General features: G+C 66.7%; 21 protein-coding genes. 13 read left to right on the forward strand and 8 right to left on the reverse strand.

Annotation, left to right across the window (positions count from 1 at the left end):
* Window positions 1-125: 125 nt before the first annotated feature.
* The 4 genes from ATK23_RS12875 to ATK23_RS12890 are packed head-to-tail and all read left to right on the forward strand — an operon-like array spanning window position 126 to window position 4,133.
* Window positions 126-941: a fumarylacetoacetate hydrolase family protein gene (locus ATK23_RS12875; protein WP_066143131.1), complete on the forward strand. Its 816-nt coding sequence runs from the start codon at window positions 126-128 to the stop codon at window positions 939-941.
* Entirely contained in the window at window positions 941-1,915 is a 975-nt protein-coding gene (locus ATK23_RS12880; RefSeq protein ID WP_083515641.1) for an acetaldehyde dehydrogenase (acetylating), read from the forward strand. The genes ATK23_RS12875 and ATK23_RS12880 overlap by 1 nt, the downstream gene beginning before the upstream one ends.
* Window positions 1,912-2,919 (forward strand): 4-hydroxy-2-oxovalerate aldolase, encoded by a 1,008-nt coding sequence (gene dmpG, locus ATK23_RS12885; RefSeq protein ID WP_066143128.1) that lies wholly within the window; start codon window positions 1,912-1,914, stop codon window positions 2,917-2,919. Before ATK23_RS12880 ends, dmpG begins: the two co-directional genes overlap by 4 nt.
* A 32-nt stretch (window positions 2,920-2,951) precedes the next feature.
* A complete protein-coding gene (locus ATK23_RS12890) occupies window positions 2,952-4,133 on the forward strand; it encodes a flavin reductase (protein WP_066143127.1) in 1,182 nt (393 codons plus the stop codon).
* Window positions 4,134-4,244: 111 nt separating this feature from the next.
* Here the strand turns inward: ATK23_RS12890 and ATK23_RS12895 are convergent, their stop codons facing one another.
* The 3 genes from ATK23_RS12895 to ATK23_RS12905 form a co-directional block, all read right to left on the reverse strand.
* The gene (locus ATK23_RS12895; protein WP_066143122.1) at window positions 4,245-5,546 is read right to left on the reverse strand and encodes a TetR/AcrR family transcriptional regulator; all 1,302 of its coding nucleotides are present in this window, start codon (window positions 5,544-5,546) and stop codon (window positions 4,245-4,247) included.
* 221 nt (window positions 5,547-5,767) lie between these two features.
* Window positions 5,768-6,574 (reverse strand): MaoC/PaaZ C-terminal domain-containing protein, encoded by an 807-nt coding sequence (locus ATK23_RS12900; protein WP_066143118.1) that lies wholly within the window; start codon window positions 6,572-6,574, stop codon window positions 5,768-5,770.
* A complete protein-coding gene (locus ATK23_RS12905; protein ID WP_066143115.1) occupies window positions 6,571-7,473 on the reverse strand; it encodes an SDR family oxidoreductase in 903 nt (300 codons plus the stop codon). The genes ATK23_RS12900 and ATK23_RS12905 overlap by 4 nt, the downstream gene beginning before the upstream one ends.
* A gap of 108 nt (window positions 7,474-7,581) precedes the next feature.
* Between ATK23_RS12905 and ATK23_RS12910 the strand changes: the two genes are divergently transcribed.
* The 4 genes from ATK23_RS12910 to ATK23_RS12925 are packed head-to-tail and all read left to right on the forward strand — an operon-like array spanning window position 7,582 to window position 11,024.
* Window positions 7,582-8,328: an enoyl-CoA hydratase family protein gene (locus tag ATK23_RS12910; RefSeq protein WP_066143113.1), complete on the forward strand. Its 747-nt coding sequence runs from the start codon at window positions 7,582-7,584 to the stop codon at window positions 8,326-8,328.
* Between the two features lie 2 nt (window positions 8,329-8,330).
* Window positions 8,331-9,176, forward strand: coding sequence for a CoA transferase subunit A (locus ATK23_RS12915; protein ID WP_066143110.1), 846 nt, complete (start codon window positions 8,331-8,333; stop codon window positions 9,174-9,176).
* A complete protein-coding gene (locus ATK23_RS12920) occupies window positions 9,169-9,936 on the forward strand; it encodes a CoA-transferase subunit beta (RefSeq protein ID WP_066143108.1) in 768 nt (255 codons plus the stop codon). The genes ATK23_RS12915 and ATK23_RS12920 overlap by 8 nt, the downstream gene beginning before the upstream one ends.
* Window positions 9,933-11,024 (forward strand): NAD(P)H-dependent flavin oxidoreductase, encoded by a 1,092-nt coding sequence (locus tag ATK23_RS12925; RefSeq protein WP_066143106.1) that lies wholly within the window; start codon window positions 9,933-9,935, stop codon window positions 11,022-11,024. Before ATK23_RS12920 ends, ATK23_RS12925 begins: the two co-directional genes overlap by 4 nt.
* Before the next feature lie 993 nt (window positions 11,025-12,017).
* Here ATK23_RS12925 and ATK23_RS12935 read toward each other — a convergent pair.
* Together ATK23_RS12935 and ATK23_RS12940 are read right to left on the reverse strand one after the other, a co-directional pair.
* Complete coding sequence (locus ATK23_RS12935; RefSeq protein WP_066143103.1) at window positions 12,018-12,296, reverse strand: hypothetical protein; 279 nt, start codon at window positions 12,294-12,296, stop codon at window positions 12,018-12,020.
* Window positions 12,297-12,455: 159 nt separating this feature from the next.
* Window positions 12,456-12,905, reverse strand: a complete 450-nt coding sequence (locus ATK23_RS12940; protein ID WP_245858420.1) for a MarR family winged helix-turn-helix transcriptional regulator — start codon at window positions 12,903-12,905, stop codon at window positions 12,456-12,458.
* Between the two features lie 82 nt (window positions 12,906-12,987).
* Here ATK23_RS12940 and ATK23_RS12945 point away from each other — a divergent pair, with 82 nt between their 5' ends.
* Window positions 12,988-14,436, forward strand: a complete 1,449-nt coding sequence (locus ATK23_RS12945) for an MFS transporter (protein WP_245858421.1) — start codon at window positions 12,988-12,990, stop codon at window positions 14,434-14,436.
* Window positions 14,437-14,588: 152 nt separating this feature from the next.
* Here the strand turns inward: ATK23_RS12945 and ATK23_RS12950 are convergent, their stop codons facing one another.
* From ATK23_RS12950 to ATK23_RS12960, 3 genes are read right to left on the reverse strand one after another with little or no spacing between them, the layout of a single operon-like run.
* Complete coding sequence (locus ATK23_RS12950) at window positions 14,589-15,740, reverse strand: acetyl-CoA C-acetyltransferase (protein WP_053799081.1); 1,152 nt, start codon at window positions 15,738-15,740, stop codon at window positions 14,589-14,591.
* 12 nt (window positions 15,741-15,752) lie between these two features.
* The gene (locus ATK23_RS12955; RefSeq protein ID WP_066143102.1) at window positions 15,753-16,556 is read right to left on the reverse strand and encodes an SDR family oxidoreductase; all 804 of its coding nucleotides are present in this window, start codon (window positions 16,554-16,556) and stop codon (window positions 15,753-15,755) included.
* Window positions 16,553-17,749 (reverse strand): acyl-CoA dehydrogenase family protein, encoded by a 1,197-nt coding sequence (locus ATK23_RS12960; RefSeq protein ID WP_066143101.1) that lies wholly within the window; start codon window positions 17,747-17,749, stop codon window positions 16,553-16,555. The genes ATK23_RS12955 and ATK23_RS12960 overlap by 4 nt, the downstream gene beginning before the upstream one ends.
* A 124-nt stretch (window positions 17,750-17,873) precedes the next feature.
* On the opposite strand from ATK23_RS12960, the gene ATK23_RS12965 reads away from it, so the two are divergent.
* Genes ATK23_RS12965 through ATK23_RS12980 form a run of 4 tightly spaced genes read left to right on the forward strand, consistent with a single transcriptional unit; the run spans window position 17,874 to window position 22,011 of the window.
* Window positions 17,874-18,725, forward strand: a complete 852-nt coding sequence (locus ATK23_RS12965) for an enoyl-CoA hydratase (protein WP_047120435.1) — start codon at window positions 17,874-17,876, stop codon at window positions 18,723-18,725.
* Complete coding sequence (locus ATK23_RS12970; RefSeq protein WP_066143099.1) at window positions 18,726-19,904, forward strand: acyl-CoA dehydrogenase family protein; 1,179 nt, start codon at window positions 18,726-18,728, stop codon at window positions 19,902-19,904.
* The gene (locus ATK23_RS12975) at window positions 19,901-20,887 is read left to right on the forward strand and encodes an acyl-CoA dehydrogenase family protein (RefSeq protein WP_066143096.1); all 987 of its coding nucleotides are present in this window, start codon (window positions 19,901-19,903) and stop codon (window positions 20,885-20,887) included. Before ATK23_RS12970 ends, ATK23_RS12975 begins: the two co-directional genes overlap by 4 nt.
* Before the next feature lie 8 nt (window positions 20,888-20,895).
* Complete coding sequence (locus ATK23_RS12980; RefSeq protein ID WP_066143094.1) at window positions 20,896-22,011, forward strand: acyl-CoA dehydrogenase family protein; 1,116 nt, start codon at window positions 20,896-20,898, stop codon at window positions 22,009-22,011.
* Window positions 22,012-22,052 lie beyond the last annotated feature (41 nt).

Here is a 22,052-nt window from a genome sequence, read left to right on the forward strand (position 1 = left end):
TCACTGTACACCTCACTACAGGGAAAAACTAGAACTAGATTCCTGATTTTTATCCCGCTCTCTGAGACAGTCCGATCAAGCCCGAAACAAAGCTGTAGATACTGGGATCTCACTTTGGAGGACGGATGACCACACACACTCAAACGGTTCGCACGCAGACGGAATTGCTGGCGGATCTCGCCCTGCGCCTGCGCGAAGCTGAGCTCAACGGCGTTGCCATCAGCCCCATCCGGGACGAGCTGGCAGCCGGCGGCATCGAAGCCGCCTACGAGGTCCAGCGCCTGAACGAGGACCACGCCATCAGTGCCGGACGACGGGTCGTCGGCCGCAAGATCGGACTTACTTCGCCGTCCGTCCAGGCCCAAATGGGTGTGGACCAGCCAGACTTCGGCGTGCTCTTCGCCGACATGTGCCTGGCCGACGGCGAGCCCCTGGCCGCCAATGCGGTACTGCAGCCGCGCGTCGAGGCGGAAATCGCAATGGTGCTGAACAAAGACTTGCCACACCCAGACACCACCATCAACGAGCTGATTTCAGCGGTGGACCACCTGCTTCCGGCCATTGAAATCGTCGGCTCCCGCGTCGAGAACTGGGATATCTCGATTCTGGATACGATCGCTGACAATGCCTCCTGCGGGCGGATCGTCACCGGTACGGTGCCGGTGCTGCCCACGGCGCTGGACCTGTCCGCCGCTGGCATGGCCATGGAAGTCAACGGCAAGGTGCGTTCGGTCGGATCCGGCGCCGCCTGCCTGGGCCACCCCTACCGCGCCGCGCTCTGGCTGGTGCGCCGCATGGCCTCGCTCGGCAAGCCGCTGCGGGCCGGAGAAATCCTGATGACCGGGGCGCTGGGCCCAATGGTCGACTTCCCCGCCGGAGCCAACGCAGTGGCAACCATCCAGGGCCTGGGACAGGTCCGCATCACGCACGAGGAGAACTAATGGAACAGCGCAATCGCTGGCCGGTGGCCATCATCGGCTCCGGCAACATCGGCACCGATTTGATGATCAAAGTCATGCGCGGCTCGACGCGCCTGGAAATGGGCGCCATGGTGGGCATCGACCCCGACTCCGACGGCCTGCGCCGCGCAGCCAAGTTCGGGGTTCCCACCACCGCCGAGGGCATCGACGGGCTGCTGGCCCTGCCGAACTTCAAGGACATCAAGGTCGTCTTCGACGCGACCAGCGCCGGTGCGCACCGCGCCAACTGGGAGAAGCTGAAGGACACCTCGGTCCGCGTGCTGGATCTGACCCCGGCGGCCGTCGGACCCTCCTGTATCCCGGTGGTGAATCTGGAGGACCATCTGGATGATTCGAACCTGAACATGGTCACCTGCGGCGGCCAGGCCACCGTGCCGATGGTCGCGGCCATCAGCGCCGTCGCCCCGGTGCGCTACGCGGAAATCGTCTCCTCGGTCTCCTCGAAGTCCGCCGGACCGGGCACCCGCGCCAACATCGACGAATTCACCGAGACCACCTCGCAGGCCCTGGTGGACATCGGCGGCGCCGGCCGCGGCAAGGCGATCATGATCCTGAATCCCGCCGAGCCGCCGATGCTGATGCGCAACACCGTCTACGCGCTGGTTGAGGGAGACCCGGACCTGGGCCAGATCGAATCCTCGATCCTGGAAATGGCCGCCAAGGTGCAGGGCTATGTGCCGGGCTACCAGCTCAAGCAGGCGGTGCAGTTCGAGACCTTCACCGAGCAGAACCCGCTGCACCTGCCGGAATCCGGGAACTTCACCGGCGTGCGCGTCACCGTGATGCTCGAAGTCACCGGCGCCGCGCACTACCTGCCGGCCTACGCGGGCAACCTGGACATCATGACCTCGGCCGCCATGGCCGTGGCCGAACGCTGGGCCCAGCACCATTCAACCACCGCAGAGAACCCAGCACTCCAGGAGGCCCGGGCATGAGCAAGCTCTACATCTCAGATGTCACCCTGCGCGATGGCATGCACGCCATCCGGCACCAGTACAGCGTCGAGCAGGCCGTGGCCATCGCCACCGCGCTGGATGATGCAGGGGTCGCCTCCATCGAGGTCGCCCACGGGGATGGCATCAACGGCTCCTCCTGCGTCTACGGTTTCGGCGCGCACACCGATCTGGAGTGGATCTCCGCGGTGGCCGCCGCAGTGAAGAACGCCAAGGTCGCCACCCTGGCGCTGCCGGGCATCGCCACCATCACCGATTTGAAGGCCGCCAACTCGGCCGGTGCTACCGTGGTGCGCATCGCCACGCACAGCACAGAGGCCGACGTTTCCGCGCAGCACATCGCCGCCGCGCGCGATTTGGGCATGGACACCGTGGGCTTCTTGATGATGTCCCACATGACTGCGCCGGCCGAGCTGGCCCGCCAGGCCAAGCTGATGGAAAGCTACGGCGCGACCTGCGTGTACGTGGTGGACTCCGGCGGAGCGCTGACCCCGAAGGGGGTGGCCGAACGCATCGACGCCTTCCGCCAGGTGCTGGATCCGGCCACCGAGATCGGCGTCCACGCCCACGAGAACCTCTCGCTGAGCATTGCGAACTCGCTCACCGCCGTGGAGCACGGCGCGAACCGGGTGGACGCCTCGCTGGCAGGCATGGGCGCCGGCGCGGGCAACGCCCCGCTGGAGGCGTTCATCGCCGCCGCGGACAAGTACGGCTTCGAGCACGGCTGCGACCTGCCGACCCTGATGAACGCGGCCGATGACCTGGTCCGCCCGCTGCAGGACCGCCCGGTGCGCGTGGACCGCGAAACCCTCTCGCTCGGCTATGCCGGGGTGTACTCCAGCTTCCTGCGCCATGCCGAAGCCGCTTCCGAGCGCTACGGCATCCCGACCACCGACATCCTCATGGAACTGGGCAAGCGCCGGATGGTCGGCGGCCAGGAGGACATGATCGTAGATGTCGCCCTGGACCTCATCGGCAAGAAATAGCTGCGCCAGCGACGTACTGAAAGGAAAAGACCGTGAATGCAGTAGCACTGGGGGCACAGACCCCTCCCGTCTCGGATCCGATGGCGTTCCGCAACGTGCTGGGACACTTCCCGACCGGCGTCGTGCTGATCACCGGCATCACGCAGGACGGCGAGCCGGTCGGCATGATCGTCGGCTCCTTCACCTCGGTGTCGCTGGATCCGCCGCTGGTGGGCTTCCTGCCCACGGTAGCTTCCTCCACCTTCAAGAAGCTGCGCACCGCCAGCTCCTTCTGCGTGAACGTGCTGGCTGCCGACCAGGAAGAGCTGTGCCGCCGCTTCGCCGGCCGTGCGACGAACAAGTTCGAGGACATCAAGTGGACACCGGCACCCTCCGGCGCCCCTGTGCTGGACGGCGCGGTCGCCTATATCGACTGCACCTTCGAATCCATCACCGACGCCGGCGACCACCACATCGTGGTTGGTGCGGTGCAGGAGCTGCAGGTCTGCTCCCCGGTGGCCCCGCTATTGTTCTTCCAGGGCGGCTACGGGCGTTTCGCCCCGCTGTCGCTGCATGCGCCCTTCGAGACCGACCTGATCCGCGCGGTGCGCCGCGCCGAACGCCACCGCCCGGCCATGAAGCAGCTCGCTGCATCGCTGGACGCGGAGATTTCCACCATGGCGGTTATCGGCGACGAGATGGCGGTGATTGTCTCGGGCACCGGGGAATTGAATGACGGGCAGCGGCTGGGCGAACGCATTCCGCTGATGCCGCCCATGGGCGAAATGTGCCTGGCCTGGGAGGACGCGGACACCATCGAGCGCTGGCTGGCTCGCGCCCTACCCAGCGATGAATGCACCGCCGAGGACTACCGGGCCCGCCTGCAGGCCGCACGCGAACGCGGCTGGTCGGTGACCATGCGCGGGGACTACGCGGATGACGAGGTCTACTCGGTGCTGCGCGAATATTCCTCGGGCCTGTACACACCAGCCCAGGAACGCAGGCTGCGCGAGATCATCGCGCAGACCTCTTCGGGCTACGCTCCGGTGGATTTCACCGAGTCCGGCAGCTATAACGTGGATTCGCTGCTCGCCCCGATCCGGGATGCCGCTGGCAAGGTCCGCCTGGTGCTGCGCGCTTCCGGCTTGCCGCAGGGCGTCTCCGGCGATCAGGTGCTCTCCTGGGCACAGGAGCTGGTGCGCACCGCAACGCAGATGAGCGGCGCGGAAGACTAGGGCTGCTGCCCGAATTGCTGTGTGCACTGCTTGGCGAAAGCCCTCGGCGACATCCCGCCGAGGGCTTTCGTGCTGCGCGGCCGGACGCCGGGCGGTTGGCCAGCGACGCCCCTAGGCGGCCTTGGCTCCCTGCTGCGCGACCTGCACGATGGCATTGCTGATCAAGAGGGCTAGCAGCTGCGGATCGTAGAAGGGTTCAGCGACGCGGCGGCTGATCAGCATCCCGTCAAGCATGCGGAACAGGCAGGTGGCCACATCCTGGGCGTGCCGGGGTCCTGCCGCCGCACCCTGCCCCAACAGCGCATCGAACCAGTCGACGGTCGCTTCGAAGGTCTCCTGCAGGACGGTTTCGAGTTCGCTGCGCCCGGCATCCACGTGCTCTGCACGCTGCAGGAGGAGCAGCAGGCTCATCGGCACCGCACCTTGCCGGTGCTCTGCCCCGTCCAGCGAAGGCAGGATGAACGCGCGGATCTGCTCAGCCCAGTGATCCCCGGGCGGCAGCGCGAATTCCTTCTCGCGCAATTGCTTCCATCCTGCGCAGGCGTTGGAGATGACGGTGGAAATCAGCGCGTCCTTGTCCTTGAAGATCCAATACAGCGAGCTGGCCGGAAGCCCCGCGCGTTCGCAGACCTTGGCGATGCTCACCCCGTCGTACCCCGACTGGGCGATAACTTCCTGTGCAGCGCGGATGATCGCCTCGCGGCCGGATTCCGGGTCATCGGCCGAGGGCAGCAGCGTGATCTGCGGCGGCGCCGGGCTGGCTGGCGCAAGATTCCTGGTTTCGGCCAAATCCACCAGCTGCCGCGCCACCGCATCCAGCGCCATGGCGTTCATCCGGATCAGCCCGGCGGTGTCTGTCGAGCGTGGTCCGCGAAGCTTCAGGAAGCTGCTCTCGCGCACGGCGACCGTCAGATGGCCCATGAGCACCGCCGCGGCACGCCGCTGCGGCATGTTCTCCGGGAGGGTCCGCTCCCACCAGTCAGCGGTCCATTCGATGCCTTCGGAGCGGATCTGCAGGAAAAGCTCGCGTGCCGGGATCGGGGCTTCTGGCCTGGTCAGCGACAGCTGCAACCCGGCACGCCAGTACCCCATTTCACCTTCGCCGCTGGGTGAGCGCATGAGCTGCGAATACAGGTCGTTGGCACGGGAAGCGGAAGGCGGGGTATCCAGCCAGTTCGGCAACCGCTGCGCCTGCGTGCGATAGGCATGGTCCAGGGCGGCAGCGATCAGCTCGTCCTTGCCCGAATAGTGCCAGTAGATGGAGCTTGCGGAGAGATTGCAGGCCCTGCGCACCATGCTGAGGCTGGTTCCGGCGTATCCGTGGACCGCGACCAGGCGCATGGTCTTCTCAAGAATCCTGGTACGGGTTTCCTCTCCCTGCAGGTTCTTCCGTTCGGTCTTGCGTTGTGCCACGTGGTGCTCGTTTCTCAATTCTGCCCGGTCCCCAAGCCGAAATGATGGACTCTCGATACTCAAGTGAACCCTGCACGGCAAAACCCTGCAAGGACAGTCCCACTTTCGCCCGCGCAAGGATCAATTAACCTCTGGTCATCATGCTGGGCACACCAAAAGACCGCCCTGCGCAGTAGCGCTGGGCGGTCCCTGGGCGTGCGGCGGCTAGCTCGCGGCCGTGCTCAGCCGAAGACCGCCTGGCCGTCGGCGATGACCGTGCGGTCGGCCACGGCGGCCTCGAATCGCCCGTGCTCCCAGGTGGAAACCTCGATGCGGTCCCCGGGGAAGACGACCCCGGAGAAGCGCCCGCCGAATTCGAGCAGGTCCGCCGGGTGCGCCCCGGCCAGTTCGGCCAGCGGCAGCGTGGTCGCGGCCAGGCTGGCCAGGCCGTGCAGGATCGGGCGGTCCTGCCCGATGCGCTGGGCGGCCTGCGGATCGATGTGGATGTGGTGCTTGTCCCCCAGCAGCCGGTAGAGCGTCGCCTGGTTCTGCGCGGTCTGCACGCTGGCGGTACCCACGGCCGGGGTGCCAGGGGCCGCAGTGCGGCCAGGGCCGCGCTGGCCATTGAACCCGCCGAAGCCGGGGGCGAAGATCTGCCAGGTGGCCTGGAAGTAGTCGCATTCGACAATGACATTGAAGACGGCGGCGCCGCCCTTGTCCCAAACCTCGCCCACCCGGGCATTCAGCGTCAGTTCCCCGCTGCGCGGCAGCGGCTTGGCGACCAGCAGTTCCTGGGCGCCATGCACGGCGCGGTTATCGAATGCGCCCTTGTCTGCCAGCACATCCGGGGCCCACTGGGCCAAGGTCAGTCCGAAGGAGGGCAGCACGCGCAACCGGTCCTCGAAAACCAGGTCGAGGTCATCCGGCCGGGCGCCGACGGCGAGCGCGTAGAGGATCGCCTGGTCCTGGGTGTAGCCGACGGTTTTCTCCCCCAGATGCTGGCCGGCCCAGGCGCCGGCGGTCATCGGGTCCACCGCTGCGGTGCTCATGCTCCGTACACCGGTTCCGGCACGGCGGCCTGGGCGAGCAGCTGCTCGATCTGCGCACCGACCTCGGCGGCGTCCCAGCGGGCGCCGGCATCAACCTGCGGGCCGTGGTTCCAGCCTTCCTCGATGCACACGCGTCCGCCTTCGACCTCGATGACCCGTCCGGTGACCTCGCAGCCGGCGCTGGCCAGCCAGGCCACGATCGGGGAGACGTTTGCCGGGTTCATTGCATCGAAGCCTTCTTCCGGGGCGGCCATGCTCTCGCCGAAGGCGTCTTCGGTCATCCGGGTGCGGGCGGCCGGGGCAATCGAATTCACCTTGACGCCGTAGCGGGCCAGCTCGTGGGCGGCGACCATGCTCAACCCGGTGATCCCTGCCTTGGCGGCCGAGTAGCTGGCCTGCCCGACACTGCCCTTCAGCCCTGCTCCGGAGGTGGTGTTGATGACTCTGGCCTGCGGGGTGCGCCCGGCCTTGGCCTCGTCGCGCCAGTACTTGGCTGCATGGCGCAGCGGGGCGAAATGGCCCTTGAGGTGCACGCGGATCACCGCGTCCCATTCCTCTTCGCTGGTGTTCACCAGCATCCTGTCGCGCACGAATCCGGCGTTGTTGACCAGGATGTCCAGCCGGCCGTAGGTGTCGATGGCCTGCTGCACCATGGCGCCGGCCTGTTCGAAATCAGCCACATCGGCGCCGTTGGCCACGGCCTGTCCGCCCTCGGCGCGGATGGCAGCTACCACTTCGTGGGCCGGATTCGCCGGGTCGATGGCGCCGCCCAGGGTGGTGCCGAAGTCGTTGACCACGACCATCGCTCCCTGGCGGGCCAGTTCTAGTGCATGCTCGCGCCCCAGTCCGCGGCCTGCGCCGGTCACGATGGCGACTCGGCCGCTCAAAATGCCAGTCATGGGCTAATTTCCTCTCGTCGATGTGCTGCTTATGGATTGCCAGTGTACCTGAAACCAAGCAAGTGCTAGGGTAACAAACAAGCAAATGTTAGGTAGAGGGAGATCCCAATGTCGATTACTTCAGCAATGCACTCCAACGGCGTGCGCGTCATCACCATGAACTACCCTCCGGTCAACGCGCTGCCGGTCGCCGGATGGTTCGGCATCGCCGACGCCATGAACGAAGCGACCAGGGACGCCAAGACGCGTGCGGTCATCCTGCGCGCCGAAGGCCGCGGCTTCAACGCCGGGGTGGACATCAAGGAAATGCAGTCCACCGAGGAATTCAACGCCATCCTCGGCGCCAACCGCGGGTGCTTCGCCGCCTTCAAGTCCATCTACGAATGCGCCGTCCCGGTCATCGCCGCGGTCAACGGCTTCTGCCTGGGCGGCGGCGTGGGTCTGGTGGGCAACGCGGACACCATCGTCGCCAGCGACACCGCCTACTTCGGCGTGCCGGAGGTCGACCGCGGCGCGCTGGGCGCAGCCACCCACCTGGCCCGCCTGGTCCCGGCCCACATGCTGCGCACCCTGTACTTCACCAGCAAGAACATCAGCGCGCAGCGGCTGGCCGAGCTGGGCTCGGTGGCCGAGGTAGTCAGCGCGGACAAGCTGGATGAGACCGCGTTCTCCTACGCCAACGAGATCGCCGCCAAGGACCCGCGGGTGATCCGCGCGGCCAAGGAAGCGCTGAACTGCATCGACCCGATCGACGTGAACCGCAGCTACCGCTTCGAGCAGGGCTTCACCTTCGAACTGAACCTCGGCGGGGTCGCCGACGAGCTGCGCGACGACTTCGTCGCCACCGGGGCCTAGCCATGGCCTGCAAGCTCATGGATGCCGCAGACCTGGGCGGGTTGTTCGAGGACGGGATGACCATCGGCATCGGCGGCTGGGGATCGCGGCGCAAGCCCATGTCCCTGGTGGCCGCGCTGGTGCGCTCCGGGGCCAGGGATCTGCGCATCGTCAGCTTCGGCGGCCCGGATGTCGGGACGCTGTGCGCCACCGGGCAGGTGCGCGAGGTAGTCCACGGGTTCGTCACGCTGGATTCCATCGCGGTGGACCCGCACTTTGCGGCCGCCCGGCAGGCGGGGAGCATCACCACCACGGAGCTGGATGAGTCGATGCTTCTCTCCGGGCTGCGCGCGGCCGGCCGGAGGCTGCCCTTCGAAGTGACCCGCAGCGGGCTGGGCTCGGATGTGCTCACCGTCAACCCGCAGATCCGCACCATCACTTCCCCCTACGAAGATGGCCAAACGCTGGTGGCGATGCCGGCCGTGCCGCTGGATCTGGCGCTCATCCACCTGAACCGGGCCGACGCGCTGGGCAACGGGCAATGCCTGGGCCCGGACCCCTATGTCGATGACCTGTTCGCCCGAGCTGCCAAACGCACCATCCTCAGCGCCGAAACGGTGCTCAGCACCCGCGAGCTGGCCGCCGGCGCGCACCCCTCCACGCTGCTGCTGAATCGCACCATGGTGGACCACGTTATAGAGGCACCCGGAGGCGCCCACTTCACCGCCTGCCTGCCCGATTACCCGCGCAACGAGGAACTGCAGCGCGAGTACGCTGCCGCGGCGACTGATCCCGCACTGTGGGAACGCTACCGCGCCACGTACCTGGACGATGAGCGCATCTGGCGCAAGGTGGCCGCCAATGCCTGAGACTCCTTTAACTGCCAGCCGCGCGGAGATCGCAGTGGCAGCCTGCAGCGACCTGTTCCGCGGCCAAGGCGAGATCCTCGCCAGCCCGGCCGGGATCATTCCCACGCTCGGCGCCCGGCTGGCCGCGCTGACCCATGCGCCAACACTGCTGCTCAGCGACGGCGAATCCACCATCTACGGAGATGTCCCGCCCCTGGACAGGCAGAGCGAATTCAGCGCCGGATACCTGCCCTACCGCGAGCTGTTCGAGCTGATCGCCACCGGCAAGCGGCACGTGGTGATGGGCGGCGCGCAGATCGACAGGGAGGGGAACCACAACTTCTCGGCCATCGGCGACCACTTCCAGCCGCACCGCCAGCTGCTCGGCTCCCGGGCCGCTGCCACCAACACCATCAACCACGCCACCAGCTACTGGTTTCCCCGGCAGTCCAAGCGCAGCTTCGTGCCGGACGTCGACTTCGTCGCCGGGGTGGGAAACCGCCGCGCCCAGGCCGCCGGCCCCACGGCAGCGCGCTTCCACCACCTGCACCGGGTCATCACCAACCTCGGGGTCTACGACTTCAACGGTCCCGGCGGCACCATGGCGCTGCGCAGCCTGCACCCCGGTGTGTCCCTTCACGAGGTGCAGGAGGCCACCGGCTTCGAACTGCACCTGCCCAACACCATCGACACCACCCGCCTGCCCGATGAGCAGGAACTTGAACTGATTCGCGAGGTCCTGGACCCCGCCCGCCGCAGAGAACAAGAGGTCAGCCCATGAGCACCACGAACCGCATCCGCACTTCCCTGACCGAGCTCGTCGGCATCCAGCACCCGGTGGTGCAGACAGGCATGGGCTGGGTCGCCGGGCCTAGGCTTGCCGCCGCCACCGCGCAGGCCGGCGGCCTGGGCATCCTCGCCTCGGCGACCATGACCTGCGACGAGCTTGAGAAAGCCATCGTGGAAACCAAGTCCCGCACCGACAAGCCCTTCGGCGTCAACCTGCGCGCCGATGCCGCGGACGCTGGCCAGCGGGTGGATCTGCTCCTCAAGTACGGCGTGAAGGTCGCTTCCTTCGCACTGGCGCCCAAACGCGAGCTGATCGACAAGCTCAAGGAAAACGACGCGGTGGTCATCCCGTCGGTCGGCCTGCCGCGCCATGCGCAGAAGGTCGCGGCCTGGGGCGCCGACGCGGTGATGATCCAGGGCGGCGAGGGCGGCGGCCACACCGGCGCCACCCCGACCACCCTGCTGCTGCCCGCCGTGCTGGATGCGGTGGATATCCCGGTGATCGCTGCCGGCGGGTTCTTCGACGGGCGCGGACTGGCCGCCGCGCTGTCCTATGGCGCGGCCGGCATCGGCATGGGCACCCGCTTCCTACTCACCAGCGACAGCGCCGTGCCCGAGCAGATCAAGCGGCGCTATCTGGAGTTCGGGCTGGACGGCACCGTGGTGACCACCAAGGCCGATGGCATGCCGCACCGGCTGCTGCGCACCGAGTTCATCGACGCCCTGGAATCCAGCTCGCCACTGGGCCGGCTGATGGGCACGGCGCGGCGCACCCTGCAATTCAAGGAGCTCTCCGGGCAGTCCTGGCTGGGCCTGGCCCGCGACGGGCTGAGCATGAAGCGCGGCACCGGACGCAGCTGGGGCCAGATGATGCTGGCCGCCAATACCCCGATGCTGCTGAAGGCCGGCCTGGTCAACGGCGATACGCAGGCCGGCATGCTGGCCTCCGGACAGGTAGTCGGCGTCATCGACGACCTGCCGACCTGCGAGCAGCTCGTGGACCGCATCATCGATGACGCTGTTGAACGCCTTTCGGTGCTTCCGGGCTTCGTGCACAACAGCAAGGACGCCCTCGCGTAGGACAGTCCCTCAGGCCATGCAGCCCGCCGTGCGGGCAGCGAGTTTTCGCTGCCGGCACGGCGGTTTTTGCGTGCCGCCGCGTCCGCGCGGCAGTTCCAGCGACCGGACCGCGGGATGCGAGCCCTGGAATCACTCGAATTCTGGCAGGGTCCGATAGTTCTTGCCAGGCGACTCGACATGTTTGCGCCAGTGCAGCGCACCCTGGATTCGAAAAACAATTACCAGCCTGCTGAGGGAACCAGTCCGACTTTGTCGCGAAGCTCCGGGCGCTTTGCATGGGAGATCCCCGGCGCGGACTTCACCGTCCGCCGGAACATTCACGTGGGGCTTCGCGCAAGTTCCTCGAAAAGTGGACTACTTTTTCCCATGGTATTTCTTGGACACTGCGCAGCATCGCGAATCCACGTCGAAACCTGCGTTGGCGAGGTGTGCGCCGTGACTGATGTGGCCGCTCGGAAAGATACAAACAAGGTGGAGCCAGTACACATGCCGGTTGCCATGATTGGAGCCAAGGAATCCGTCACCGATGCCATGGGCCTGGTGTGAATGCACGGGAAAGCGGTCCTCGTGGCCATCATCGACCCAGCTTCCGATGAGCTCAAGCTACTGAGTTGCCAGGCCCAATCAGGCATTGAAAACTGTTGACGTTGAAGCGGATGCCATGCAGATCGGATCGCTGTTCGCGCGAGCCGAGCTCGAAGTCACGCTCACCTGCCGGGTGAAGTATTGGAAGCACAGCGCAGTCGCGCATCTGGTCCCGAGTTTCCGGGTACGCCGGCGCCAGGATGCCGCAATACGCGCGGCGGCTCGCCATCTAGTCCGACACGGCCATTGCGGAGCGTCGGTACGCCGCCCGCGCATGATTGAGGCCGTTCCATCAAGATGGAACGGCCTCAACTCTTGTGCCAAGCAATCCTGCTCCGGAAAGCTCGGACGCCGCGAATACAGCTGGCAACTCGAATCGCCCTTTCGACTATCAATATGGACTGCCCGTCATTTCGGAGGGAAGCGCCTCGACGAATTACCTGAAGCATCATTGACTCCGGAGGAATTTTCGCTTTGCGCAAGCCGGCGCACACAGCTCAAAAGCTCCTGGACTTCCTCGGCCCGCCCATTCCAGTATCCGGAACCCAGACCGAAGCCGTTGGCGGCTTGGCCGGCGATGCGGCGCAAGCCGTCACGATGCGCTTCCAGCGCGGTTGTCAGGTCGTCATATTGATCCGTTGTCAGGGACAGTGACAAGTTGTAGTTTTTGCTTTCGCATCCATCCATTGTTCACTCCTCGCTGGTCCAAACGTTCAACGGTCGTCCCGAGACTACGCTTCAATACACCGATCTTCGATGCATCCAAGGTTTCATTCAGACTTCGTGCCCGTCTGGCCATGGTCGAGATGGCAGCTGGAAAAGCCCCGCACGCGGCTACCGCGGGGGTCAACGTGAATTCTTGACGTCCCGGAACTCCTCGATGGCTCCGTTGTAGCGCCGCAGCAGTTCGGCAAAAGTGTTGACGTCCTCCGCCGACCAGTCTGCAGTGATGGCGTCGAGGTCCTGGATATATCCGTCACGGTCGGTTTCCAGCATGTCGCGGCCATGCGAGGTCATCGTCAGTTTGCGGGCGGCGCTTCCGTTCGGGTTCAAGCCCCGCTCCAGCAACCCGTCGCGCACAATCGCGGCCACTTGCCGCTGCAAGGTCGAGGCGTCCAGACGCAGCGCGGAGCTCAGCTCGCCGATCGTCATCGGCCCGCGCGCATCGATGTGGCTCAGGATCAGGTACGCGCTGCGGTCCAATCCGTTTCCCCGCCGATGCTGCGCCACGAAATAGCGGCTGAGAAGCATCTGCTCGTACTCGATATCTGCAGTGTGTCGCTTGATGGTATTCACGCCCTTTCAGGCCTTCCATCGTACCCCGGAATGTGTATTATGAATACTGTATGTATCTTACACATCACCCTGAAAGGACCCCTTGACGCATCGCGCCAAAAAATCCGCCACTCGTCCGGGAACCGCCGTCGGCATCCTGGCAACTGCCGGCATCGCTTCTGCACTGACGCAGACGATGGTTGCTCCCCTGATCCCGCAACTGCCCGAGATCTTCAATACCTCCGCCGACAACACCGCTTGGATCGTGACGGCCACGCTGCTCGCCGGAGCGGTGGCTGTCCCGATTTCCGGACGCCTGGGTGACCTCTTCGGCAAGCGCCGGATGATCCTGATCCTCGCTCTGCCTTTGATTCTCGGCGGATTGGTCTGCGCCTTCGCCCCCAACGTCACGATCATGATCATCGGCCGCGCCCTGCAGGGCTTCGGTTCGGGCATGATCCCGCTGGGCATCGCCATGCTGCGCGACCTCGTGCCCAAGGAACAGCTCTCCTCCGCCATCGCCACTGTCAGCGCCACCCTGGGAGCTGGCGGCGCCATCGGGCTGCCGATTTCCGCCGCGGTCATCGAATTCTCCGATTGGCGCGCATTGTTCGTCGGCGGCTCCGTGGTCACCTTGATCGTCGCATTGCTGATCTGGAAGTTCATCCCGGGCATGAAGGCCGGAGCCGCCGGCCAGCGCTTCGACTGGCTCGGCGCCATCGGCCTGTCCACGGGCATCCTGGCGCTGATGCTGGCCCTCTCCAAGGGCTCTTTCTGGGGCTGGGCCTCGCCGCTGACCCTGTGCCTCTTCGGCCTGTCGCTGCTGGCGCTGGTCTTCTGGGGCTTCTGGGAGCTGCGGACCACCGACCCCCTGGTTGACCTGCGCACCGCGGTCATCCCCCGCGTATTGCTGACCAACATCGCCTCGATCTTCGTCGGCTTCGGCATGTACGTCAGCATGCTGCTCATGCCGCAGATCCTGCAACTGCCATCCAGCACCGGATACGGCTTGGGCCAGTCCGTTTTGGCCGCCGGTCTGTGGGGCGCCCCGGCCGGCTTCATGATGCTGATCCTCTCGCCGGTGGGCGGCAAGCTCTCCGACAAGCTGGGCGCCAAGTTCACGCTGATGCTGGGCATCTCCATCCTGGCCGTCGGCTACGTGGTGGGCCTGTGGGGCATGGGAAGCACCTGGGGCCTGCTGCTCACCGCCACCCTGGTCAACAGCGGCGTGGCCTTCGCCTACGGAGCCATGCCGTCGATCATCATGAGCTCGGTGCCGCGCAGCGAAACCGCCGCGGCCAACGGCTTCAACACGCTAATGCGTTCGCTGGGCACCACCGCCAGCGCCGCGGTCATCGGCCTGGTGCTGGCCCAGATGACCACCGACTTCCATGGCGCCATGATCCCGACCGAGCAGGGTTTCCGCACGGCACTGCTGCTCGGCGCCGGGTTCTCCGTGGCCGCCGTGATCCTGGCCGGCTTCATTCCGAAGAACCCGCCGCATGGCGAGCTGGAACCTGTCGACGTTCCGTTGTCGGTCAACGCCAAGTAGTTCCCCGGGCAGTGCCGATGCCCTGCATAGGGCAGGCACAGTTCCGGGTCCTGCAGTTATAAGTACCTCATAAAGGTGCGAGTGATGATCGAAAAGATCCCCGCCGGTCCACCCGGCGGGGATCTTTGGTTAATGGGCTTGCGGGCCGAAAGCTAGAGGCGCTCGATGATCGTGACGTTGGCCTGGCCGCCACCCTCGCACATCGTCTGCAGGCCGTAGCGGCCGCCGGTGCGTTCCAGCTCATTGAGCAGCGTGGTCATCAGCCGGGTGCCGGTGGCGCCGATCGGGTGGCCCAGGGCGATGCCGCCGCCGTTGACGTTGACCTTCTCGCGGTCGATGCCCAGCTCGTCCATCCAGGCCAGCACGACCGGGGCGAAGGCCTCGTTGCATTCGAACAGGTCGATCTCGTCCACGCTCATGCCTGCGCGCTCCAGCGCATACTTCGTTGCGCGGATCGGGCCGGTGAGCATCCACACCGGGTCGTCGGCGCGCACCGACATGTGGTGGATGCGGGCACGCGGGGTCAGCCCGTGCTCTTCCACCGCCTTCTTGGAGGCGATCAGCACGGCGCTGGCGCCGTCGCAGATCTGCGAGGCCACCGCGGCGGTCAGCCGGCCGTCCTCGGTGAGCGTGTTCAGCGTCGCCATCTTCTCCAGGGTGGTGCCGCGGCGGATGGTCTCGTCCTGCTCCAGGCCGTTCAGCGGAACAACCTGCGAGTCGAAGCGGCCCTCGTCCACGGCGGCGGCTGCGCGCTCATGGCTTTCCAGCGCGAACTGCTCCATGCGCTCGCGGGTGATGTCCCACTTCTCGGCGATCATCTCCGCCCCGCGGAACTGCGAGACCTCCTGGTCGCCGTAGCGGGCGACCCAGCCAGGGGACTCGGCGAAGGGCGTGGTGAATCCGAACTCGGCGCCGGCGATCATGGCCGCGGAGATCGGGATCTTGGACATGTTCTGCACACCGCCGGCGATGATCAAATCTGCGGTGCCGGACATGACGCCCTGCGCCGCGAAGTGCACCGCCTGCTGGCTGGAACCGCACTGGCGGTCGATGGTCACGCCCGGCACATGGTCCGGCAGCCCGGCCACCAGCCATGCGGTGCGGGCGATGTCGCCGGCCTGGGAGCCCAGGGTGTCGGTGCATCCGAAGATCACGTCGTCCACCGCGCCGGGGTCGATGCCGGTGCGCTCGACCAGCGCCGAGATCACGTGGGCGCCCAGGTCGGCCGAGTGGATTTCGGCCAGCGAACCGCCGCGGCGGCCCACCGGGGTGCGCACGGCGTCAATAATGTAAGCCTCAGTCATCTGTTCTCTCCTTTAGGCCTGCTGGCTGCTGACGGGGACCACTTCACCGGTCATGTACGAGGAATAGTCGCTGGCCAGGAAGACCATGACGTTGGCGATTTCCCAGGGCTCGGCGGCGCGGCCGAAGGCCTCGCGGGAGGTCAGCTCTTCCAGCAGCTCGTCCGAGGTGACCTTGGCCAGGAACGGGTGCATGGCCAGCGACGGGGCGACCGCGTTGATGCGGATGCCGTGCGGGGCCACGTCCATGGCTGCCGAGCGAGTCAGTGCCATGACGCCTGCCTTCGCGGCGGCGTAGTGGGCCTGCCCTTCCTGGGCGCGCCAGCCGATCACCGAGGCGTTGTTGATGATGACGCCCTTGGTGCCGTTCCTCACCATGCGCTGGCTGGCGGCGCGCACGGAGCGGAAGGTGCCGGTGAGGGTCACGTTCACGACCTTCTCCCACTGCTCGTCTTCCATGTCCAGGATGGAGGCGGTGCCGCCCAGCCCGGCGTTGTTGATCATGACGTCCACGCCGCCGGCTTCCTCGGCGACGTCCAGCAGCGCCTGGACCTGCTCTTCGTTGGTCACGTCGCAGACGGCGAAGCGCACGCGCTCGGCGCCGAACTCCGCGCCGAGTTCATTGGCGGAGGCCTCGAGCCGGCCGGCGTGGGTATCGCCCAGCACCACCAGGTCCGCACCTTCCTCCAGGCAGCGGCGTGCGGCCGCGGCCCCAATGCCGGCTCCGGCTGCAGCGGTCACGACAACGCGTCGTCCGGCGAGCAGACCATGGGCTGGAACGTATTCTGGCGCCGGCTGTGCGATGCGCTGGATGGTCATACTCGTGCCTCCTTGGGCAGGCCGAGCACGCGCTCGGCGATTACGTTGCGTTGGATTTCGTCCGATCCCCCGTAGAGGGTATCGGCGCGGCTAAAGAGATACAGAGCCTGCAGCTCGTCGAGCTCATACGGCGCCTGCGCGACAGTCAGCCCGCCGGCGCCGGCTACGGCCATGGCCAGCTCGCCCAGCGAGCGGTGCCATGGAGCCCACAGCAGCTTGGTGATCGAGGCCTCGATGCCCTGCTCGCCGCTGAGCGTGCGCAGCCCGTGCATGCGAAGCATATCGAGCCCCATCTGGGACTTGACGATCTGGTCTTGGATAATGGGATCCTCGATCGCTCCGTTGGTGCGCGCCAGGTCGATGATCAGCTGCAGCTCGCGCTGGAAGGCGATCTGCTGGGCGAGCGTGGACACGCCGCGCTCGAAGCCCAGGGTGCCCATGGCCACCGACCAGCCCGCGCCGGGCTCGCCCACCACCAGGTCCTCATCGGTGGTGGCGCCGTCGAAGAAGACCTCGTTGAACTCCGAGGTTCCGGTCAGCTGAAGGATCGGGCGGATCTCCACGCCGGGCTGGTCCATCGGAACCAGCAGGTAGGACAGGCCGCGATGCTTCACGGATCCCGGCTCGGTGCGGGCGATGACGAAGCACCAGTCAGCGGTGTGCGCCAGCGAGGTCCACACCTTCTGGCCGTCGACAACCCACTTGCCGTCTTCCAGCCGGGCCTTGGTCTTCACCCCGGCCAGGTCGGAGCCTGCTCCCGGCTCCGAGTAGCCTTGGCACCACAGTTCCTCGACCGCGATGATCTTGGGCAGGAACCGGGCCTGCTGCTCGGGAGTGCCGAAGGCGATCAGGGTCGGGCCCAGCAGTTCCTCACCCAGGTGGTTCACGCGAGCCGGCGCATTGGCCCGGGCGTACTCCTCGTGGAAGATGACCTGCTGCTGCAGGCTCAGCCCGCGGCCGCCGTGCTCCTTGGGCCAGCTGACGCAGCTCCAGCCGTGGGCGGCCATGTGCTGGTTCCACTCCAGGCGTTCCTCGAAGGCTTCGTGCTCGCGCCCCGAGCCGCCCAGTCCGCGCAGTGCGGCGAACTTGCCGACGAGGTTTGCTTCAAGCCAATCCCGGAATTCCTGACGAAACGCGTCATCTTCCGCTGAATAATTCAGATCCACGACATCTCCCTCACTCTCGATATCCATTGGTCTCTCGGTTGATCTTCGCTTATGCTAGCAAACCAAGCACTTGTTTGGTTACTGTAGTCCCAAGCAAGTTTTCACGGCTGGGTTCCCAGCCGAAATGCGACACAGGATAAGGAGGCCCGCGATGACTCTGAACGACAGTGACGGCGTCGTAACCTACGAAGTGCGCGGCACCACGGCGATCATTCGACTGAACCGCCCCGAGTACCGCAACGCACAGAACTCGAAAATGACCTATGCCCTGGACGCCGCGTTCACCCGCGCCGTCGAGGACGACGCGGTCAAGGCCATCGTGCTCGCGGGCAACGGCAAGCACTTCAGCGCAGGCCACGACATAGGCACCCCGGAGCGCGACGCCGACCAGAGCTTCGAGCGCAAGGCAGTGGTCTGGTGGGACCACGTCGGGGCCGAGGGCGTCGACTCCCGCTTCGCCCGCGAATCCGAGGTCTACCTGGGCATGTGCCGCCGCTGGCGCGAACTGCCCAAGCCCGTCATCGCCATGGTCCACGGCGCCTGCATCGCCGGCGGGCTGATGCTGGCCTGGTCTTGCGACTTCATCGTGGCCAGCGAAGACGCATTCTTCTCGGACCCGGTGGTCCGCATGGGTATTCCCGGCGTGGAATACTTCGCTCACCCGTGGGTCACCAACCCCCGCGCGGCCAAGGAAATGCTGTTCACCGGCGACCGCTTCACGGCCCGCCGCGCCTACGAGCTGGGCATGGTCAACCACGTCGTTGACCGCGAACTGCTCGAGGAGCACACGCTGAATTTGGCTGAGCGCATCGGCGCCATGCCGCGCCTGGGGCTAGCACTGGCCAAGAAGGCGGTCAACCAATCCGAGGACCTGCAGGGCCTGCGCGCCGGCATGGACTCGGTCTTCGGGCTGCACCACGCAGCCCACGCACACAACGCAGAGGTCGGCAAGGATTCCCTGGCCGGCATGGGAGCCAAGAACATGGCGGAGGCGGCAAAATAAATGGATCTTGACCTGACAGAAGAGCAGCTCGCGTTCGCTGCCGAAGCACGCGCCTGGCTGGCCGAAAACGTTCCGGCCACCCCGCTGCCCTCCATGGACACCGAGGAGGGCTTCGCGGCCCACCGTCAGTGGGAAGCCAAGCTGGCCGAAGGACGCTGGTCCGTCGTGTCCTGGCCGGAAGAATACGGGGGCCGCGGCGCCGGCCTGATCGAGTGGGTGCTCTTCGAGGAGGAGTACTACCGCGCCGGAGCCCCGACCCGCGTGGCGCAGAACGGCATCTCGCTGCTGGCTCCGATCCTGTTCGGGCACGGCACCGAGGCGCAGCATGAGCGCTTTTTGCGCGACATGACCGACGGCACCCTGATTTGGGCCCAGGCCTGGTCCGAGCCGGGCGCCGGCAGCGATCTGGCCTCCATCCGCAGCACCGCCAAGCGCGACGACGAACGCGGCGGCTGGATCCTGAACGGCCAGAAGACCTGGAGCTCGCGCGCCCCGTGGGCCGACCGCGGCTTCGGCCTGTTCCGCTCGGATCCCGAGGCGCAGCGCCACCGCGGCCTGACCTACTTCCTGTTCCCGATGGACGCGCCGGGCCTGACCGTCCGCCCGATCACCCAGCTCGATGGCACCACCGGATTCGCTGAGCTGTTCTTCGATGACGTGTTCGTCGCGGACGAGGACGTGCTCGGCGCTCCGGGCGATGGCTGGCGCGTGGCGATGAGCACCGCCGGCAACGAACGCGGGCTGTCGCTGCGCTCCCCCGGACGCTTCTGCGCCGCCACCGACCGGCTGATCGAGCTGTGGCAGCGCAACCAGGAGCAGGACCCGTTCGCCCAGGACGCGGTGGTGGATGCCTGGATCAAGTCCGAGGCCTACCGGCTGTACACCTGGGGCACCGTCAGCACGCTGCAGGAAGGCGGGGACATCGGTGCCGAGGGCAGCGTGAACAAGGTCTTCTGGTCCGAGCTGGACATCGCCATCCACCAGACCGGCCTGGATCTGCTCGGCCCATCCGCGGAACTGCGCTCCGCCTCTGCGGAAGCCGGCGGACGCTGGGTGGATGACTACCTCTTCGCCCTGGGCGGCCCGATCTACGCGGGCACCAATGAAATCCAGCGCAACATCATTGCAGAACGCATACTTGGCCTGCCACGCGGGACCGATGGACGGAAGGCATCATGAAATTCGTAATCAGCGAGGAACAGCAGGCGCTGGCCGAGGCCATCGACCAGGTCATCGAATCACTGGGAGGCTCCGCCGTGGCCCGCGCGGCCGCGGAATCCGATGCCACCCCGGCCGGCGAACTGTGGGAGCAGCTGGCCGAGCTCGGCCTGCTGGGCCTGTGCATCGACGAGGCAGATGGCGGCATGGGCGGAACCCCGGTGGACTTGATCGTCGCCTTCGAGCGCCTCGGCTACCACGCGGCTCCCGGACCGTACCTGGAATCCGCGGCTCTGCTGCCGGATCTGGTGGACGCTGAGCTGCGCGCAGCCCTGGCCGACGGCTCGGTGATCGCCACCGCGGCGATCCCGGGCTTCATGCCCTACGCGCTGGATGCGCAGCTGTGCAGCCAGCAGTTCATCGTCACCGCGGATTCCATCACCCCGGCCGAGGCCGGGGAAGGCCAGGAGTCCATCGACGCGGCCCGCACCCTGCATGAACTCGCTCCTGCTGGGCCAGCCACCGCGCTCGATGAGCAAGCCGTGGCGCTGGCCATCGACCGGGCCACCCTGGGCAGCGCCGCAATGCTGCTGGGCGCCGGCGAACGCCTGCTCGAAGAGGCAGTGGCCTATGCCAAGCTGCGCCAGCAGTTCGGCCGGGTCATCGGCGAATACCAGGGGCTGAAGCACCAGCTGGCCAACGTCCGCGTGGCGCTGACCTTCGCCCGCCCGCTGCTCAAGGGCGCTGCCCTGGACCTGGGCACCCCTGCCGGTGAACGCAGCGTCTCCGCCGCGAAGGTGGCCGCCGCGGATGCCGCGGTGCTGGCCGCACGCACCGCACTGCAGGTGCACGGCGCCATCGGCTACACCCAGGAGCACGACCTGAGCCTGTGGCTCACCCGCGTGCATGCACTGGCCACCTCCTGGGGCACCGGCCGCTACCACCGCTCGCGCATCGCAGCATCGATCCTGGCACCCGCCGCGATCCTGACCCCTGCCAGCTAGAGGACATCATGGACTTCTCACTTACCGATGAACAAGACGAATTGGCCAAGACCCTGCACGCGGTACTGGCCCGCCACTCCGACCCGCAGGCGGTGCGCAGCGCCGCCGATTCCCAACTGGGCTACGACCCGCAGCTGTGGAAGGTGCTCGCCCAGGAAATCGGCGTCGCCTCCCTGGCGATCCAGGAGGAATTCGGCGGGGCAGGCTGCGGCTGGCTGGAAACCGGACTGGTCCTGGAGACCCTCGGCTACCATCTGGCTCCGTCTCCGCTGCTGTCCTCGGCCGTGCTGGCCACCGCGGCCATCCTCGAATCCGGCAACGCCAAGGCCTGCGAACGCCTGCTGCCGGGCATCGCCGAAGGCGAAACCCTGGCCACGCTTGCCTGGGCCGACTCCAAGGGCCGCTGGGATCCTGCAACCAACGACCTCGCCGCCACCCGGCAGGGCGAGGAATGGGCGCTGGACGGCGAGGCAACGCTGGTGATCGACGGAATGGGCGCCAATCTGGTGCTGGCCGTGGCCCAGACCGAAACCGGTCCCGGCATCTTCGAAATCCTGGATCCGGAAGCGATCGGGCGGATCTCCACCCCTGCGGTGGACACCACCCTGCGCTTCGCCACCTACACCCTGAATCAGGTGCCGGCCCGAGAGCTGGCCCTGGACGCCGAAGCCGCCCTGGCCAAGGTCCGCGACATCGCCCTGGTGTCACTAGCCTGCTGGCAGGCGGGCACCGCCCGGCGCGGACTGGACATGACCGTGGAATACTCCAAGCAGCGCGAGCAGTTCGGCCGGGCCATCGGTTCCTTCCAGGCGCTCAAGCACCGCATGGCGGACATGCTGGTGCAGGTGGAGACCGCACGCACCGCGGCCTGGGCCGCAGCCTGGTCCGCGGGGACCGGGGCTGATGACCTGGCGCAGCGTGCGGCATCTGCCGCGGCCTGGTGCTCGGACGCGCTGGACCACATCGCCGCGGAGTGCGTGCAGCTGCATGGCGGCATCGCCATCACCTGGGAGCATGATGCCCAGCTGGTCTTCAAGCGCGCGCATGCCACGAGCCAGCTCTTCGGGCAGGCGCGGACGCATCGCCAGCGCCTCGGCGAGCTGCTGGGTTTGACTGCCGCCTGAGCGGACCACGCCTGCCACGGCCATCCCGTCCGCCACGGATT

Origin of the sequence: Glutamicibacter nicotianae (assembly GCF_002797775.1) — a bacterium.
GTDB lineage: Bacteria > Actinomycetota > Actinomycetes > Actinomycetales > Micrococcaceae > Glutamicibacter > Glutamicibacter nicotianae.